Source organism: Pectinatus cerevisiiphilus (assembly GCF_004341685.1).
Classification (GTDB): domain Bacteria; phylum Bacillota; class Negativicutes; order Selenomonadales; family Selenomonadaceae; genus Pectinatus; species Pectinatus cerevisiiphilus.
Window position 1 is genome coordinate 25058 of the sequence record NZ_SMAA01000004.1, and the last position, 16496, is coordinate 41553.

Annotated in this window: 16 protein-coding genes and 1 riboswitch; of the genes, 4 read left to right on the forward strand and 12 right to left on the reverse strand. The window is 40.0% G+C overall.

Going from position 1 to position 16496, the window contains the following annotated elements; genetic code table 11:
- Nucleotides 1–7: 7 nt before the first annotated feature.
- From EDC37_RS03245 to EDC37_RS03275, 7 genes are all read right to left on the reverse strand, one after another.
- Nucleotides 8–880 carry an ABC transporter ATP-binding protein gene (locus tag EDC37_RS03245; protein ID WP_132547883.1) on the reverse strand — a complete coding sequence of 291 codons (873 nt, stop codon included), beginning with the start codon at nt 878–880 and terminating at the stop codon, nt 8–10.
- Nucleotides 881–932: 52 nt separating this feature from the next.
- The gene (gene cobO / locus EDC37_RS03250; RefSeq protein WP_414153135.1) at nt 933–1478 is read right to left on the reverse strand and encodes a cob(I)yrinic acid a,c-diamide adenosyltransferase; all 546 of its coding nucleotides are present in this window, start codon (nt 1476–1478) and stop codon (nt 933–935) included.
- A 2-nt stretch (nt 1479–1480) separates the two neighbouring features.
- Complete coding sequence (gene cbiB, locus EDC37_RS03255; protein ID WP_132547887.1) at nt 1481–2461, reverse strand: adenosylcobinamide-phosphate synthase CbiB; 981 nt, start codon at nt 2459–2461, stop codon at nt 1481–1483.
- Between the two features lie 44 nt (nt 2462–2505).
- Nucleotides 2506–3384, reverse strand: coding sequence for an L-serine ammonia-lyase, iron-sulfur-dependent, subunit alpha (gene sdaAA / locus EDC37_RS03260; RefSeq protein ID WP_132547889.1), 879 nt, complete (start codon nt 3382–3384; stop codon nt 2506–2508).
- A gap of 29 nt (nt 3385–3413) precedes the next feature.
- The gene (gene sdaAB, locus EDC37_RS03265; protein ID WP_132547891.1) at nt 3414–4076 is read right to left on the reverse strand and encodes an L-serine ammonia-lyase, iron-sulfur-dependent subunit beta; all 663 of its coding nucleotides are present in this window, start codon (nt 4074–4076) and stop codon (nt 3414–3416) included.
- A gap of 143 nt (nt 4077–4219) precedes the next feature.
- Nucleotides 4220–4594 carry a fluoride efflux transporter CrcB gene (crcB, locus tag EDC37_RS03270; RefSeq protein ID WP_132547893.1) on the reverse strand — a complete coding sequence of 125 codons (375 nt, stop codon included), beginning with the start codon at nt 4592–4594 and terminating at the stop codon, nt 4220–4222.
- A gap of 114 nt (nt 4595–4708) precedes the next feature.
- A riboswitch (Fluoride riboswitch) is annotated at nt 4709–4771 on the reverse strand.
- Between the two features lie 134 nt (nt 4772–4905).
- On the reverse strand, nt 4906–5340 hold the full coding sequence (locus tag EDC37_RS03275) for a hypothetical protein (RefSeq protein ID WP_132547895.1): 435 nt from the start codon (nt 5338–5340) through the stop codon (nt 4906–4908).
- A 145-nt stretch (nt 5341–5485) separates the two neighbouring features.
- On the opposite strand from EDC37_RS03275, the gene EDC37_RS03280 reads away from it, so the two are divergent.
- Nucleotides 5486–6328: an AraC family transcriptional regulator gene (locus tag EDC37_RS03280; protein ID WP_132547897.1), complete on the forward strand. Its 843-nt coding sequence runs from the start codon at nt 5486–5488 to the stop codon at nt 6326–6328.
- A 68-nt stretch (nt 6329–6396) separates the two neighbouring features.
- Here the strand turns inward: EDC37_RS03280 and EDC37_RS03285 are convergent, their stop codons facing one another.
- The 5 genes from EDC37_RS03285 to EDC37_RS03305 all read right to left on the reverse strand — a co-directional run bounded on the left by EDC37_RS03285 (nt 6397) and on the right by EDC37_RS03305 (nt 11401).
- Nucleotides 6397–7083: a hypothetical protein gene (locus EDC37_RS03285; protein ID WP_132547899.1), complete on the reverse strand. Its 687-nt coding sequence runs from the start codon at nt 7081–7083 to the stop codon at nt 6397–6399.
- 76 nt (nt 7084–7159) lie between these two features.
- Nucleotides 7160–7858: a DNA alkylation repair protein gene (locus tag EDC37_RS03290; RefSeq protein ID WP_231040067.1), complete on the reverse strand. Its 699-nt coding sequence runs from the start codon at nt 7856–7858 to the stop codon at nt 7160–7162.
- 12 nt (nt 7859–7870) lie between these two features.
- Nucleotides 7871–9076, reverse strand: a complete 1206-nt coding sequence (locus EDC37_RS03295) for an HD-GYP domain-containing protein (protein ID WP_132547901.1) — start codon at nt 9074–9076, stop codon at nt 7871–7873.
- Nucleotides 9066–10592, reverse strand: a complete 1527-nt coding sequence (locus EDC37_RS03300; RefSeq protein ID WP_132547903.1) for a sensor domain-containing diguanylate cyclase — start codon at nt 10590–10592, stop codon at nt 9066–9068. Before EDC37_RS03300 ends, EDC37_RS03295 begins: the two co-directional genes overlap by 11 nt.
- Before the next feature lie 410 nt (nt 10593–11002).
- Complete coding sequence (locus EDC37_RS03305; RefSeq protein ID WP_132547905.1) at nt 11003–11401, reverse strand: thioesterase family protein; 399 nt, start codon at nt 11399–11401, stop codon at nt 11003–11005.
- 231 nt (nt 11402–11632) lie between these two features.
- On the opposite strand from EDC37_RS03305, the gene EDC37_RS03310 reads away from it, so the two are divergent.
- The 3 genes from EDC37_RS03310 to EDC37_RS03320 all read left to right on the forward strand — a co-directional run bounded on the left by EDC37_RS03310 (nt 11633) and on the right by EDC37_RS03320 (nt 16475).
- The gene (locus EDC37_RS03310) at nt 11633–12226 is read left to right on the forward strand and encodes a TetR/AcrR family transcriptional regulator (protein ID WP_231040066.1); all 594 of its coding nucleotides are present in this window, start codon (nt 11633–11635) and stop codon (nt 12224–12226) included.
- Between the two features lie 71 nt (nt 12227–12297).
- Nucleotides 12298–13428 (forward strand): efflux RND transporter periplasmic adaptor subunit, encoded by a 1131-nt coding sequence (locus EDC37_RS03315; RefSeq protein WP_132547907.1) that lies wholly within the window; start codon nt 12298–12300, stop codon nt 13426–13428.
- Nucleotides 13425–16475, forward strand: a complete 3051-nt coding sequence (locus tag EDC37_RS03320) for an efflux RND transporter permease subunit (RefSeq protein ID WP_132547909.1) — start codon at nt 13425–13427, stop codon at nt 16473–16475. Before EDC37_RS03315 ends, EDC37_RS03320 begins: the two co-directional genes overlap by 4 nt.
- Nucleotides 16476–16496 lie beyond the last annotated feature (21 nt).

The window sequence follows — 16496 nt, forward strand, 5'->3', positions numbered from 1 at the left end:
TACAGCATCAGCTGTTCACCTTTCTTCCTGTCAATTCGACAAAAACATCTTCCAAATTAGACCGCCGGCGCAGTATATTTTGCTGGGAAAGATTATTGGCAAACGCCTTCGCTTGTTCCTTGCTATGAAATATCTTAAACTCACGCTCACCATTTTCTTTATCCCATTCAACTGCATAGCTGCCAATTTTTTCCTGCAATGCTTTAGGCGTATCCAACGCGATCAACTTGCCTTTATTGATGATGGCAACCCGATCGCATAAAGCTTCTGCTTCTTCAATATAATGTGTCGTCAGCACAATAGTTACACCTGCTTTGTGCATTTTTCTTATCAAATCCCATATGCGCCGACGTACCTGCGGATCTAATGCCACTGTCGGTTCATCAAGAAAAAGGATCGACGGTTTATGCATTAATGCCCGCACGATCAAAAGCCGCCGCTTCATTCCTCCCGACAAGGCGCGGACACTGTCGTTTACCCGTTCCGACAGCTCGACATAACGCAGCATTTCGCTAATACACTGCTCCCTATCTTTTCGCGGCATATGATGAAGGCGGCCATGCAGCTGCATATTTTCCCCGACAGTCAGGTCTTGGTCAAAGTTTATATGCTGCGGCACGACGCCGATAAGTTTCTTTATCGCCTGGGCATCATTGCGTGTATTCAACTTCCCATAATATATATTCCCTTTTGTCGGTCTGGATAACATAGTAAGCATTTTTATAATAGTAGTCTTACCTGCACCGTTCGGGCCCAAAAGACCAAATATTTCTCCATCATCTATACGCAGGTTCATATTATCCACAGCCACTTTTGTCGATTCTTTTCCCTTCGCATTTTTATAAAGGAAGGTTTTTCTCACATTTTCAAGGCGAAGCAAATTTTTTCTCCTTTCATCATAATTTAGCAGCTATCTATTTGAGGGCATTATTTTAAAATTCAATTCCCTTTTGCGCCTTAATGCCGGCCTTATATGGATGCTTTATTTCCTTCATCTCCGTAACCAAATCTGCTTTTGCCAGTACAGCAGTGGTTGCCTCACGTCCCGTCAATACCAAATGCAGCATGTCAGGTTTATTATCGAGCAAAGACAACACTTCTTCTTCCGTCAGAAGACCAAACTTAACGGCATAATTTATTTCATCTAGTATTAACATATCCCAAAGGTCGTCTTTTTCTGCCTCTATAGCTTTGTGCAAAGCCGTCTGAGCCGCCTTTATATGTTCTTCCTTGCTGACACCTGTATTTTTTTGGGTAAAACCCTCTCCCATTTGCACGATTTTTATTCTATCGCCTGGCAATGCCCGTAATGCTTCCAATTCACCATACTGGCTATTGCCTTTTATAAACTGAATTATCAGGATACGCATCTGTTGTCCCCAGGCACGTAAAGCCAATCCCAAAGCAGCAGTAGTCTTTCCCTTGCCATTCCCTGTGTTGACTATGACCAAGCCTCTTGTCCGCATTATTTCCTCCACTCTTAAAATCCTTGATGCCACCAAGTCGGCACAACCGGCATTAATACAATCACTAAAGCAATAAACAATACCGTTACCGTATACATTATTTGTGTTGCGGCGACAATATGGCGTGCACACAACTTTTGCAGCGCATCCCCCATATAAGCCCGAAAATGCGGCAAACCAAAATAAAAGTTTTTGCCGCCTAATCTTACATTAAGCGCTCCTGCCACGGCCGCTTCTGAAAAACCACCATTGGGACTTGGATGTTTTCTGGCATCCCGTATAAGCATTTTCCATGCCATTCTATAATCAAAATGTAAAATTGCCGCTGCCACGACAATTAAAATTCCCGTTATACGTGCGGGTACCAAATTTAAAAGATCATCAATACGTGCCGATACTTTCCCAAAATACAAATATTTTTCATTCTTATAACCGACCATTGAGTCCAACGTATTCGCCATGCGATATAAAATTGCCAAAGGCAAACCGCCGATAAAAAAATAAAACAAAGGCGAAATTATACCATCAGTAGTATTCTCAGCAATAGTTTCAACCGTTGCCCTGACAATCTCCGGTTCATCCATATTTTCAACATCACGGCCGACGATGCAGTGCACCTTTTCCCTCGCCCCGAGCAGATCGTCGCGCTGTAAACTGTATATTACCTCTTGTCCCGCCTGCATCAGCGATTTCGGTGAAATCATAAAACTCAAAAGCAAAGCTTCAATAAATACCCGAACCCACCATGCAAAAGTCGATACATCCATGGCCCAAACAATAAGCCAGCCCAAACCATAAGCAATAGTAAGCAATATCAAGGCAAATATAGTTCCCGCTGCTATCTTCAAATATTTTCCCTGCTGGTCCCATCTTAAAGCACGTTCCAATATACTCACAAGGTTTCCCATCAATGCCACAGGATGCAGCCTGCTCTGCGGATCACCAATGATTGTATCTATTATAAACGCACAAACCGCAATTATTACTGGTGTCATAATATCCTTTATCTCCATATACAGAATTTAGTATAATTTACAGCTCAGCGATTCTGCCGTTTCTGTAATTTATTCTGCATACCTCTTGCCGTAGGTGTTTTCGCCAGCCCGCCCTCAGATGTTTCCCGTAAGGCGACCGGTATCATTCTGCCAATTTCATACATAGCAGCTATGACTTCATCAGGGGGAATAAAGCTTTTCACTCCGGCCATAGCCATTTCTGCTGCCGTTAATGCATGGACTGCATAAAAACCATTTCTTTTTACACAAGGGACTTCCACTAATTCGGCTACAGGATCACAAACAAGCCCCAGCGTATTCTTCAAAGCCAATGTCGCGGCCTGGGCTGCCTGCACATTCGTACCGTCTAAAATATCGACAACTGCCGCGGCCGCCATTGCAGCCGCCGTGCCGCATTCTGCCTGGCAGCCACCAACTGCGCCTGCTACACATGCGTTCTTCGCTATAATGTTGCCTATACCCGCAGCTGTAAAAAATGCGTTGCAATATTTTTCCTTGCTGGCGCCTTTGGCTTCACCAGCAGCAAAAACAGCCGCCGGTACTATTCCACAGGAACCGGCAGTAGGACAAGCTACTATCTTATGCATCTTGGCATTACCCTCACTTACAGCCAATGCATATAATAACGCTCTATGCGCTATATTCCCCAATAAAAGAGGTTCCATATTTTCTATTTTGACCGCATCACGCCCTACCATTCCGCTCACGGACAAGCGGTCGTCATATAAGCCCTCTTTTATCGAATCGGCACAAATTCTCAACCGCTGCCGCATTTTTTCTATTACCTGCTGTTCTTCCATTTCGTATTCTTCTGCTTCTCTACGCAGTACAATCTGTGCCAGCGAGGTATTATATTTTTCGGCCAAATTCAATAAATCTGCTACCGTAGCATATTCAAACATAAACTATCTCCCAAAAATGATTTCTTATCTTACCGCAAAGGATCAATTGCTATAACAGACTTCATTATCTTCAATGCATTTATCTCTTCCACAACAGCGTCCGGTACCCTGCTATCCGTATCTATGATCATGACCGCCTGCTGATGCTTCCCTTTTCGGAATACACGCATCTGTGATATATTGATATCATTTTTCGACAGAAAAGACGAAACCAATGGCACCACTCCGCTCTGGTCATTATAAACAGTCAGAAGCGTATATGTTTCACCGCTTATATCTGCCATAAAACCGTTTATCTTACGAATCGAAACCTTTCCGCCGCCCAATGAAACACCAACTATTTCCATAGTCTTGCCATCTATGCCAAATAAATTTATTTTTACCGTATTAGGATGCTGTACATCTTCATCAGACGTCCTTATTTTTATCGTCAATTTTTTTTCCGCAGCAAGTTCATAGGCATTGCGTATCGCCGGATCATCTGCCCCACAGCCTAAAAGTCCTGCGATGACAGCTTTATCAGTGCCATGTCCACAATAAGTCTTTGCAAATGAACCATAAAAAGTTATATCCGCCTTTACCGGTTCTTCCTTCAATATATAACGCGAAAGCAGTCCTATTCTGGCAGCTCCTGCCGTATGCGAACTAGACGGTCCGATCATTACCGGTCCGATTATATCGAATACTCCCATATTCACCCTCCCGCTGTTTTCTTATTCTCATCTTCCAAATTGCTTTTATTATATCATATGATAAAAATTTATAATATGATTCATTTATGCCATTCCAGCTATTTAGATATAATTTCAATCAAATACAACGACATAAATTTACTTCAAATCAATCTGGCAGCACTAATTCCCAACCACGTGGCGAAAAGACCTATTATGATATTTCCACCTATATTGCAAAATCCTTGAAAGAAATTTGACTGCAATAGCAATTGTATACTTTCATAACTAAATGATGAAAAAGTTGTTAATCCACCGACAAAACCGACTGTTACAAATAAACGCCAATAAGGACTGACTACCACACGCTCAGTAACCATCGTCATAAAAAAGCCTATTATAAAACACCCCACGATATTGACAATAAATGTTCCATAGGGCAGTGTAAAATCTATCTTTTCAGCAGCCCATTTCGATATCAAATACCGCAGCACCGAACCTATTGACCCACCAATCGCGACCAAAATAATTGCCAACATATTTCCACCCCATCAACCATAAATTTTTACTATATAAATCCCATTCTTTAACTGCTTGCCATAATTTTTTTACAAAGAATTAACCATTTTAAGCAATAAAAAAACCCCTACCATAAATTGGTAGGAGTCATTACTGCGCAAGCAGGGTTTCCGGTGAACTCCATCACCGCATTTTAAAATTATCAATTTGTATTATAGCAGTCTGTCTAGATATTATCAAGACAAGTTAAAAATTTTTCAGTTAAATGCCGTTCTCTATGCGTACAATGCCTCTATATAAATAATGCCAACCATTAATTTCGCCTATTTTATTATGCGCTTTTATTTTCCATGGCAGAAGCATTACTCTGCTTATCATCAGCCGCCTGCATCCTGCCAATAAAATTGTCCGTCAAATGAACTTCGCAGCTTAAAATATCTGTTCCGGCAACATCATATATATTTTTCACCACATCAGTATCAAGCAGTCTGTCTTGAGCCGTATCTTTACCCAAAACATTCTGCTCTAAATAATATTTGAGAATTAAATAATCCTTTTCAGATGCCGCCGCAGCCTCTCCATCAGAAGTAAATACTTCAAAAACAGTTTGCTTTTGCACATTGCTCAAAAGCAATATGCGATCGGCGCCAAGACCGTATCTGCGACTACCGAGCAATTCTATACCAGCAGGGCCTGGTACATACCCGTGTGTTTCATATACCATATATTCAATTCCTTCTAATATAAAATTCATAACAACCTGCATTTTATAATCACCTCCTGATTTATTATGTCTAGTATACCAAGCAATATACACAAGTAAAATGCTAAATATGCTTTTTATATTGCAAAAACTGCTTTATAATAAAAGAAATTATTATATGTAAAAATTTATTGAGGAAAATACAGCAATGGCAAATTACGAAAAAAGAGGTTATCTCGTTCAACAATTTAAGATATTTCGCATAAAGGATTATCTCAGCCCGTTAAAATTCCATTATCATTCTTTCCACAAAATAATCATTTTCATCAGCGGCGAAGTCACTTACACCATCGAAGGTAAATCTTATCCTTTACTGCCACGGGATATAATTTTTGTCAGCGCAGGTGAAATACATCGCCCGACCGCAACTGGTAACAAGCTTTACGAACGCATAGTAATATATATTTCTCCAGAATACCTGCAAAAATATTCTCATGCCAATGAAGATCTGGCACGCTGTTTTTCATCTGCCGCCCAGCATTCCAGCGTTATGCACCTGACCCCCGGAAAAAGCCATGACCTCCTCTATCACTTAGAAAAACTTGAACGTAACTTCCATGCAAAAGGATTTGCCAGTGACCTCTATAGCGAAATCCTTTTTATTGAATTTATGATCTTACTAAATCGCGCCCTGCTCAGTCATGAAATTGATGATATGCATTTTGCTGTCTATGACAAAAAAATCCTGCCAATCTTAAAATATATTAACGATAATCTTTTTGACGAACTCTCAATTGACTCATTGGCCGAAAAATTTTTCATAAGCAAATTTCATATGATGCGCCGTTTTAAGACCGCAACCGGCTACAGCATCCATCAATACATTACCAGCAAAAGACTTTTACAGGCACGTACTTTACTGCATTCTGACCTTTCGCTTACCAAGATATGTTTTGACTGCGGCTTTCGTGATTATTCTACTTTTTCCAGAGCTTTTAAAGAACTTTTTCAACAAACTCCCAGCGAATACCGTCAAAAAATACCAAACTAAGCCATAAAAAACTGCCCTCCTTTTCAGCAAAAGAAAAGGAGGGCAGTTTTATTTTAACAGTGTGATCTTTAAAGAAAGCTTTTAATAGCGTTAAACGCTACATTACCGGCATCAAAGGATGTATGTAGATATAGTATTCCTTCATCTGTAGAAACACTGTCCACATTAACCGCATCGACAAGGCTATTCCCCATTACCTGGACACTTTCCAACGGTGATTGTTCAATAAAAGGTTTAAAATCAATAGTTATATTGTTGCCGTCAATATCTGTCTTTATGCCATATTTATTATCATTAAGTGGATTGCCAAACATCTTCGTTAAAAGACCAACACTCATATTAGAAAAAAACCATGATGTCACAGGCTGGTCTACCATTTCCTTTTTATCAATATGGACGGTCATAGAGGAAGTATCTTTATTTTGTACAAATTTAGTAATAGTTCCTTCTAAAACCACTTTCCCCGATTTAGCCGTATCAATATTTGCTTCTATCCGATTATCTGGATGAATCGAAACCTCTGCACTTTTTATAGCCGGATAATCACTCAGCACCGACTGCAAATAATTGTTGACAACTGACTGTGGCACAGCCACTACACCGTCTTGGATCTGCTCAAGGGTCTGCGCATCCCATGTATCCTTGATAATCTGCTCCGAATCATCACTTATTAAGCTAAACGCCCAAACAGACTGCGTCGTAAAAATGAACAACGCCGTCAAAATTAAAAATATCCTTCTAACTCTAAAATGCATTTATAAGCACCTCTACTCATTATCTCCACAATAAAAATACCATAACTAAATTCCCTAATTTGAAATACATACCCGCTTATTTTTTACGTTTCATCTTTTTTATTTTATTCTTTTCCTGCTCACCGACTTGCAGTGATTCTGTAATTTTCTGTAATGCTTTATTATATGTAAAATCATCAAGCTTATTGTTCTGCAAATACGGCAGGGTAAGCTCAGGCAGCTTAATATAACAAGCAGACACAGCCCACGCTGCCGCCATTTTCGCATAATATCCAGCGTGGCCAATCTTATCTAAGGCTGCCAGTACATCATTTATATATGTTTCATCAATATAATATTCAAGCATCATAACAGCAGCAAACCTAACCTCGTATTCATGTGCAGAAAATATATACGGTTGAATAAAACACCACATATCCGGCCTATACTGTATGGTAAAAGTAAGGCTTGTGCAAAAACTGTCACATACTGACCAATTATTTATTTGGGGGAGAAAATTTTTTATGTACTCTAATCTTTTTTCCAGCGTACATTCGGCATAGCCGATAACCATACCGCGCAGCATTGTTTCCTCAAAATACTTATCTTGTGTTACTGCCAGATAATCTTGCCAGTCTCCTCTGCTCACTTCTCTTGCCAGCTTGCGCAGCAAAGGAACACGTACACCTAAAATATTGTCAACACCCGGTAACAGCTTTGCGGAAAAAGCGCGATATTTTATTTCAGCCATCTGTTGCAACCGATTTCTTATTTTCTCCTGCATTGGTTTACCCATTGCTCCTCTGCTTTACTTATCCGTACTGCCAAATACTTTATCAATATCCGCCACTATCACTTTATCAATAAAACCTTCATTTGCCATATTATAAAGAATCGGCATTACCTCACAATGCCCCATACCGGAACGATATGGTCTTTCTTCCGTCAAGGCTTGGTAAATATCCAGACATCCCAACAGCCGTGAATTAAAATCGAGATCCTTTGCCGTCAGCCCATAAGGATATCCCTTTCCATTCAGTTTCTCATGATGGTTTGCCGCCCATTCAGTGATCTCTTTAAAACCGCTTATCTTACTTAATGACACTCTTGTATAATATGTATGTGACTGTATTTTAGCAAACTCATCGTCTGTAAGCTTTCTCTCCGCCTCCAAAATATCATTTGATATCAACAATTTCCCCAAGTCATGCAGATCTGCCGCAATATGTAATTTAATCGTTTCTTCTTCACCATATTTATAAAAGGCTGCCATCATCCCCGCTTTTTCGGAAAGCCCTTTAGAATGTCTGCTGGTAAATTTCGACTTCGCATCAATAATTTTAGAGAAGATCATTGACATGCCGCGTATCTCTTTATAATCTAAATCCAAAAACTTTTCAGGTGTATATCGCCTTATTGCTTCTTCAATATTTTCTGGTTCCTGGTCCAAACGATAGCGAGTTTTCGTAATCTCTCGCAAAAAGGCATCACAGATAGACGCGTGGAACTTTCTATTTTTTAGTGTATTGACGATCTCCCTAACTTTATCATTATAAGCCCCATACATTTTATTCGCAGCAAACCTAATATCTATATAATCTGCAAAACCTATTATTTGTGATTTAAAAGGAATTTTTGCACCCCTCAGATGGAAAAGCCCTGACCCGTCAATTTTTTCATGATGATATAAAATAACATCTCTTTCATTGCGCAAGAATGGATAGTTCTTGACATTTCTCTCGCCTATAGTGCAATGTGCTTTTATATTCTCAAGCTTCACCTTTTTTTGGGGACGTTTATTGGCTATATATTCACTGAGTCCATTGTCATGGAGTACTGCCAGTGAAACAAGGTCAGCCAAATCGTCTTCAGCCATCCCTAGCTGCCTGCCGATCATTAAAGAAGTATATGCTACACGCTTACCATGATTCAAGGGAACTCCGAAGATGTCCCGCTCTACATAATCCAGCGCGAATGACACGGCAAGTAAAAAATTATTCAGATCAAATTTCATCGTCTTCTCCTAACATCTCATGATAAATAGTTACCATGTTCCTATGGAGCTTACTTATATAAAGAGCTCTGTCAGCCATTGGTAAGAGGTCATGCACAGCTTGTGTGTCAATCGGCAGCAAAGATGCGCCGATACTTATTGTACAACCAGAAATTCTCTCTTTTATTTTTAAGCGTATATTTTCAGCGGCCTCTAACAACTCCCCTTCCTTAATATTTCTCTTTATTATAGCAAATTCATCACCACCAAAGCGAAAAACATTTCGTTCTCCCACAGTTTCTTTCATTATAGCTACGGCATCATGCAAAATTTTATCACCAAAAAGATGTCCCTGGCTGTCATTATGCTCTTTAAAATGATCCAAATCAAGCAGGAGAAAACCTACTTCTTTTGTAGCTTTTTCTTGTACTTCACCATCGATAATCTGCAAGACTTTATCAAATGCCCGCCGGTTATAAGCACCTGTGAGTTCGTCTATATTCGCTTCCTTCGAAAGAGTACTGCGCTCAACAGTTATTTTCTTGAGTACAGCATTATAAATTTCGACTATTTTACGAAATTCCTCTTTATAATCGCTTTCTTTTAACTTTTTATAATTCCCCTTTTTCAGTGAATTAAAAGCTTCTAATAATTGGTTCATCGATTTTGTATAGCGCTTTATAATATACATTGCTATCGTAATGAATATTATATTTTCTAAAATAAATAGCATGATCATTTCATAGACAACAAGATCCCTATTTTTTATAATATCCGCTACAGGCGTATTGACAAGAATAATCCAGCCTGTCCTGCCAATCTTGCTGTAACCGGTAAAACGTTTTTCGCCAGCTGCATCCCGCGTCATTTTTGAACCGCTTTCGCCGCGTAAACTATCAACCAGTTTGTTTCTTGCCTCCATTTGCCCTCTTTCAGAACCACAAACAGCCTCTCCATTGGCGTCGAGAATCACTGTATATTGTTCAACATTGGAAACACTGCCCGCAAAAAAAGCATTCATCCTTTCTCCGGATAATTTCATTACGCCGACTACTGCACCGACAACATCGCCATTTCTTATAATCGGCACCGAAATATAAATTACCCGTTGTCCCGATTCTGTCGTATGGACATTACTTATATATTCTTTTCGCTGCTTCGTTTCTTCAAGATATTTCGTCTTTTGCAGATCAGCCGCTGTTACTATACCCTGCTCACCGGATATTGCGGTAATTTCTCCCTTTTCATCTAGAAACATTAAGGTATCTATATCCGGAGTAACTCTTTTAATTTCGTCAAGAATATCCTTATCGTCCATGATTTTCTCATCTGCTGAAATTCTATCCAAAATACTGCATATTGCGGTAAATCTTTTTTCTATCTGCTCACTATTACTCTTGGCTGTCTGTCTGCTTATCTCCAGCATCATAAAATTAGTATGCTCTAAAAAATTTCTATCGAATATCAAGAACTGGATTACGCAGCCTAGAAGCATAAAGACAATAAATAACAAGTTCAGCCTGTGTGCAAATGTCATATTTCCTCCTGAAAAAACATTTAAAGCGCACTGTACTATGCCCTTTTATTTCACCCGTTTAATACTCATATGTATTTTCATCATATTATATCATTTTACTATTCTTTAAATAAAATAGTAACTTATTTTTTTACAATATACATAATGTAGTTTTTACCCTATTGTATATTATGCAGCTTTTCACTCTTTATACATTTATATTAATTAGTATCACTGTCTCAGGCAAAACCCCATTTTAAAATAATCAGGCAGCAGTACATACTTTATCAATAATTTTACAGACAAAAATATTTACCGGCAATATATTTCTATATAATTATAAAAGGGCGCTCTCCCTCTTTTAATACCAGAGTACAGAAAGCGCTTTTATATAATCTATGGCATATCCATATAGCAAATTTCAATGGATATTATTTTTTACTGTTTGTCTTTTTCATAAATTTTTCTTCATTCACTGCAAATCTTTCATGGGTTCCTCTGCCGATTTCACCACTTTGATCAAAAGCCGTCACTTCATAGGAAATTTTCCGTCCGTCTACAGCGGTAATTTTTGCTTCGGCGCGCACTTTCATCCCCACGGGAGAAGCACTCGTATGCGCAACTGACATTGCTATGCCGACTGAAGTCCAACCTTCCGGTAAATATTCCTGAACAAGTTCTGCTGCTGCCTGTTCCATCAATGCCATCATTGCCGGTGTTGCATAAACGGGTAATGTGCCGCTTTTCATCGCTATCGCCGTATTCTTCTCAGTGACACTGCCACTTATTTCTTTTTTTAATCCTGTTTTTACTTTTTCAGTAATTTCCATGACTTAAACACCTTTCTTTATTTTACCTGCACATTAATTTTGAACCAATATTAAAATTAAACCTATAAATAAAGATAGCAATGTACTGCCTAAAAATCAATCTCTAAATATATATTAAGTTATAAAAAATATCCGCTTGACAAATAAAATACAGCTCCATATAATTGAACAGTATTCAAATGTATAAAAGGAGTGGGCAATATAGCTAGAACAAAAGATCCACAAGCTCGCATGAACGAAATCCTTGAGGCCGCAGAGCAGCTTTTTGCTGTGCAGGGCTATTATTCCACGACGATCCGTGATATTTCCCAGAAGATAGGCGTCGCCCAGGGAATGCTCTACTATTATTTCAAATCAAAAGAAGATGTACTGGAAACACTTCTGGATAAACATGTCAACGTCTTATTATTTGAAGCTTCAACCATTCAGACTACGGTACAAGCCCCTTCCGAAAAAATAGCTTCTCTGCTTTCAATGGTTCTCCAAAAAGCTATGTATAAAAACGGCCTGCTTTTAAACATGATCTATGACGTCCAGAATCTTCAAGTGAAACAAAAGCTTTTTTTGCGCATAGAAGAAGGCCTTTCACCAAAGCTTACCGCCATTATTGAAGATGGTATAAAACAAAAACAATTTTCTGTTTCGTATATACCGACAGCAATTGATTATATTCTTACGATTCTTGAATTTCTATCGCTGGCATTATACCAAAGGACTTCACCGCGTATATTAACATCACGTATCAGGATGGCTGAAAAACTCATAGAAAGCACTCTATCCAGCAAAGACAAAAGCATCCATATCTATACCAACGCCAACCGCTAAAAACCGCATTTATGCGGTTTTTTATAAGTTTTATTTGAACGTTGTTCAAATGTATTTGGAGGTGATTTTATATGCTGAAAAACTATCTCTTCAAGCATAAGAAATCTTTTATTTTATTCATAATTATTCTAATATCCGGTAGTCTGCTATTAGGTTTAAGTAAGTATTATTTAAGGAATCAAAACGATGACAAAACTTCTGCTGTCCCCACAAAAATAAACACCTTCACAATAAAAACAAATCCGGACGGCAATACAATTACTTATTCTGGTGAAGTGCGCAGCCGCTATGAAAGTGACTTATCTTTTCAGACTGGTGGGAAAATCATTGCCCGTAATGTCCAATCCGGCAGTGTCGTCCATAAAGGTGATGTATTATTCAGCATTGATACACGCGATTTGCAGCAAAGTGTAAAAAACGCGCTGGCCCAAGAAACATCCGCCCATGCCCAATTAGAATTAGCCGCCAAAAATAAACAGCGCTATGACCAGCTTTTCCAAGAAGGCGCCGTCAGCAAAGCTGAATACGATCAATATGACGAACAATACACAAATGCTGTAGCAGCAGTCAAGCAAGCCGAAGCACAGACCGCGCAAAACAGCAATCAATTAGCTTACAGTGATCTGACAGCCCCGTACGACGGTGTCATCACTGCCATCAAAACTGAAGCGGGACAAGTAGTGTCAGCGGGTCAGCCAATTGCGACAATAGCCCAACCGGACAACCTCGAAATAGAATTCAATGTGCCTGAAGATAAGATTGCTTACTTATCTGTAGGCGAAAATGCCTCAGTCACTTTCTGGGCTTTACCTGCCTTAAAGCTCAATGCTTCGATCCGGGAAATCACGCCTTTTGCCGATAATAACACACGTACCTTTAAAATCCGAGCTTCACTCCTGCAACCACCCCCAACAATCAAATTGGGCATGACTGCCTCCTTATCCCTAGCCCAGCCTATAGACCAAAACGCTATCAGCATTCCGCTGACAGCAGTCTACCAATCCGAAAATAAAGGCAGCGGTGTATGGTTAATACGCGACCATAAGCTCTCATTCCAGCCGGTAACTTTAGGAAAACCCGCTGATGACAATAAAACTGTATATATTTTAAGCGGCTTAGCACCAGGTGATTGCATTGCAGCAGCCGGTGTAAATAAACTTTATGAAGGTGAATCCATCGCAGAAGGAGATGAAGTTTCGTGAAAAAGTTCAACATGTCTGAATGGGTATTACACCATCGGCAGTTCACATATTTCTTTATCTTCCTTTTGACCATTGCCGGTTGTTTTTCCTATTATAATTTGGGACGTATGGAAGACCCTGATTATACAATAAAAGAAATGGTTATCGTGACGCAATGGCCTGGTGCTACCGCTAAACAAGCAGAGGAACAAGTCACAGACAAAATAGAAAAAAAATTACAGGACCTCTCTGGATTAAAAGACCTGCAAAGCTATTCACTTCCAGGACAAAGCATCATTTATGTCGAACTTAAAGATACTATCGACAAAAAAGATATTCCGTCTAAATGGCTTGAAGTACGTAATTTTGTCGGAGATATCCAAGGCAGCCTGCCAACGGGCACCTCTCCGCCGCAATTCAACGACCATTTTGACGATGTCTATGGCACTATATACGCACTTACTGGTGATGGTTATACTTATGAGCAACTGCGGCAGCAAGCTGAGCAAATACGCCAAACACTGCTTGGTGTCCCACATGCAAAAAAGGTGGAATTAATCGGTGTCCAAACCGAAAGCATCTATTTGGAAATACAAAATGAAAAACTTGCCCAGTTAGGTATTACGCCAACCGACATAAACACCGCCATCCAAGCTGAAAACAGCACACTTCCCGCCGGTATGCTGGAAACAAACGATGCCAATCTTTATTTGCGGGTAGACGGTTTATTTCATAATTTAGAAGACATAAATAAGCTCCCTATCAAGGGCAGCAACCAAAATATGATCCGCCTTGGTGATATCGCCAAAGTCAGACGGGATTATATAGAACCCAGCGACCCCAAATTTTTTTATCAGGGTAAACCAGCTGTCGGTATCGCTGTTTCGATGGAGCCAGGCGCAAATATAATTGAATTTGGCAAGGATGTCCATAACTCTATAACCAGTATACAAAAACAACTCAGTGCCGGCTTAGAACTACAACAAACGGTTAATCAGGCAGAAACTGTCAATAACTCCATCCATGAATTTATTGAATCTCTAATCGAAGCCGTCTTTATTATTTTCCTTGTGAGTTTTGTAAGTCTCGGTATTCGTTCGGGCACAGTTGTTGCTCTTTGCATACCATTTGTATTAGCAGTCGTGTTTACTATTATGTATATAACCCATATTGATTTACAGCGCATATCATTAGGTGCGCTTATCATCGCTTTAGGTCTCTTAGTCGACGATGCCATGATAGTTACAGAAATGATGATCGTAAAGCTGGAGGAAGGCTGGTCTCGGGCAGAAGCCGCCACAGCCGCCTATACCCTAACTGCCAAACCGATGCTCACAGGTACACTTATCACCTGTGCCGGATTCATCCCTGTCAGTCTAGCCAAAGGAAGTGCCTCAGAGTTTTGCGCCTCTATTTTTTATGTAATTTCCATCGCCCTTATAACTTCCTGGATTGTCGCTGGCAGTGTTACCCCGCTCACCGGCTACAATCTCATAGCTGCTCCTAAGAAAATTGCGAAAACCAACCTGCACACCAACAAGATATATAAAATTTTCATAAAGGCATTGACCTGGTGCCTAAATTACCGTAAACGTGTGCTCTGCATAACCGGTGTATTATTTATAATGGCATTATTAATTCTTGCTTATATTCCCGAAGAATTTTTCCCTGCCTCGACACGCCCCGAGTTAATTGTGCGCCTCGAACTACCAGCAGGTGCTTCTCTAAAAGACACTGAAACGACTGCTGCCGATTTTGCCAAATATCTGGAAAAAAATAATAATATCTCATATTTTACCTATCATACGGGTGAAAGTGCCCCCCGTTTTGTGCTCACCTTCGATCCTGCGCTCAGTAAACCAAACCTGGCCGAATTTGTTATTGTTGCCAAAAATGTAGAAGCGCGCCAGCAGTTACAAGACGAGCTGCCTTCACTTATCACTGCTAATTTTCCCAATGTAAAAGTCCACACCAAAGTCATTGTGACCGGTTCTTCTGCCGATTATCCCGTAATGCTGCGCGTCGTTGGCAATGACGAAAAAAAGGTGCAGGAAATCGCCCAGCAAGTAGCGACAAAAATGCGTGCTGAAAAATCATTGCGCAATATAAACCTTAACTGGAGTGAAAAGAATACATCTATTAAGCTTAGCATTGACCGGGATAAAGCCACAGCCCTTGGACTGACGACAAGTTCTTTAAGCAACGCCCTACAAGCAGCATTGTCGGGAACCACGCTTTCTGAATACCAGGAAAAGGACAGAACGGTACCTATTATTTTTAAACTAAATACCACTTCTACTGATTCTGTAAACAAAATTGCCAGCATTGCTGTTCCTCTGCCTGACGGAAAGACAATCCCCTTGGAGCAAATTGCCCGCATCAGCCTTTCCAACGAAAATGGAATAATCTACAGAAGGAATAATCGTCCTGCTGTGTTAATTTCTGCGGAAACTGTCAGTGATGCCAATGGCGATGACCTTACGCGAAAGACTTACAATAGCCTGCAAGAGCTTCGCCATTCGCTGCCACCCGGATATGCTATTGAATACGACGGTGCCACCGAAGAAAGCATTACTGATTCCGCACTGTTTTTGGAACCTGTCCCGTTAATGATAATAGCTACACTTGTCCTTTTAATGATGCAGTTGCAGAGTATACCCAAAATGCTCATTACCCTGTTGACCGCACCGATGGGCATTATAGGTGTCTCCTTCGGGCTTTTACTAACAGGAAAACCTTGGGGGTTCGTAGTGCAAATGGGTGTTTTGGCATTGTTTGGTATAATAATTCGCAATTCCGTCATTTTAATGGACCAAATAGATATATTCCAAAAGGAAGGCCAGCCTCTTCGGGAGGCTATCATAAACGCCGCGGTCAACCGGCTTCGCCCTATTTTACTGACTGCTGCTGCCGCTATTTTAGCAATGCTGCCTTTAATGAATAACATTTTCTGGGGGCCAATGGCCGTTGCGATGGGGGCAGGCTTGTTCAGTGCGACAATCCTTACCCTGCTCATTCTGCCGGTTATGTATGCTTGTTTATATAAAGCTGTACCTAAAAAACAGTAAATTATTTTTTATGGGAGATGT

Coding starts and splice junctions, on each gene's coding strand:
- cbiB (WP_132547887.1), bottom strand. CDS start 2,461: ATGACACCAGTAATAATTGCGGTTTGTGCGTTTATAATAGATACAATC.
- sdaAA (WP_132547889.1), bottom strand. CDS start 3,384: ATGTTTGAATATGCTACGGTAGCAGATTTATTGAATTTGGCCGAAAAA.
- sdaAB (WP_132547891.1), bottom strand. CDS start 4,076: ATGGGAGTATTCGATATAATCGGACCGGTAATGATCGGACCGTCTAGT.
- crcB (WP_132547893.1), bottom strand. CDS start 4,594: ATGTTGGCAATTATTTTGGTCGCGATTGGTGGGTCAATAGGTTCGGTG.
- EDC37_RS03275 (WP_132547895.1), bottom strand. CDS start 5,340: ATGCAGGTTGTTATGAATTTTATATTAGAAGGAATTGAATATATGGTA.
- EDC37_RS03280 (WP_132547897.1), top strand. CDS start 5,486: ATGGCAAATTACGAAAAAAGAGGTTATCTCGTTCAACAATTTAAGATA.
- EDC37_RS03285 (WP_132547899.1), bottom strand. CDS start 7,083: ATGCATTTTAGAGTTAGAAGGATATTTTTAATTTTGACGGCGTTGTTC.
- EDC37_RS03290 (WP_231040067.1), bottom strand. CDS start 7,858: ATGGGTAAACCAATGCAGGAGAAAATAAGAAATCGGTTGCAACAGATG.
- EDC37_RS03295 (WP_132547901.1), bottom strand. CDS start 9,076: ATGAAATTTGATCTGAATAATTTTTTACTTGCCGTGTCATTCGCGCTG.
- EDC37_RS03300 (WP_132547903.1), bottom strand. CDS start 10,592: ATGACATTTGCACACAGGCTGAACTTGTTATTTATTGTCTTTATGCTT.
- EDC37_RS03305 (WP_132547905.1), bottom strand. CDS start 11,401: ATGGAAATTACTGAAAAAGTAAAAACAGGATTAAAAAAAGAAATAAGT.
- EDC37_RS03310 (WP_231040066.1), top strand. CDS start 11,633: ATGAACGAAATCCTTGAGGCCGCAGAGCAGCTTTTTGCTGTGCAGGGC.
- EDC37_RS03315 (WP_132547907.1), top strand. CDS start 12,298: ATGCTGAAAAACTATCTCTTCAAGCATAAGAAATCTTTTATTTTATTC.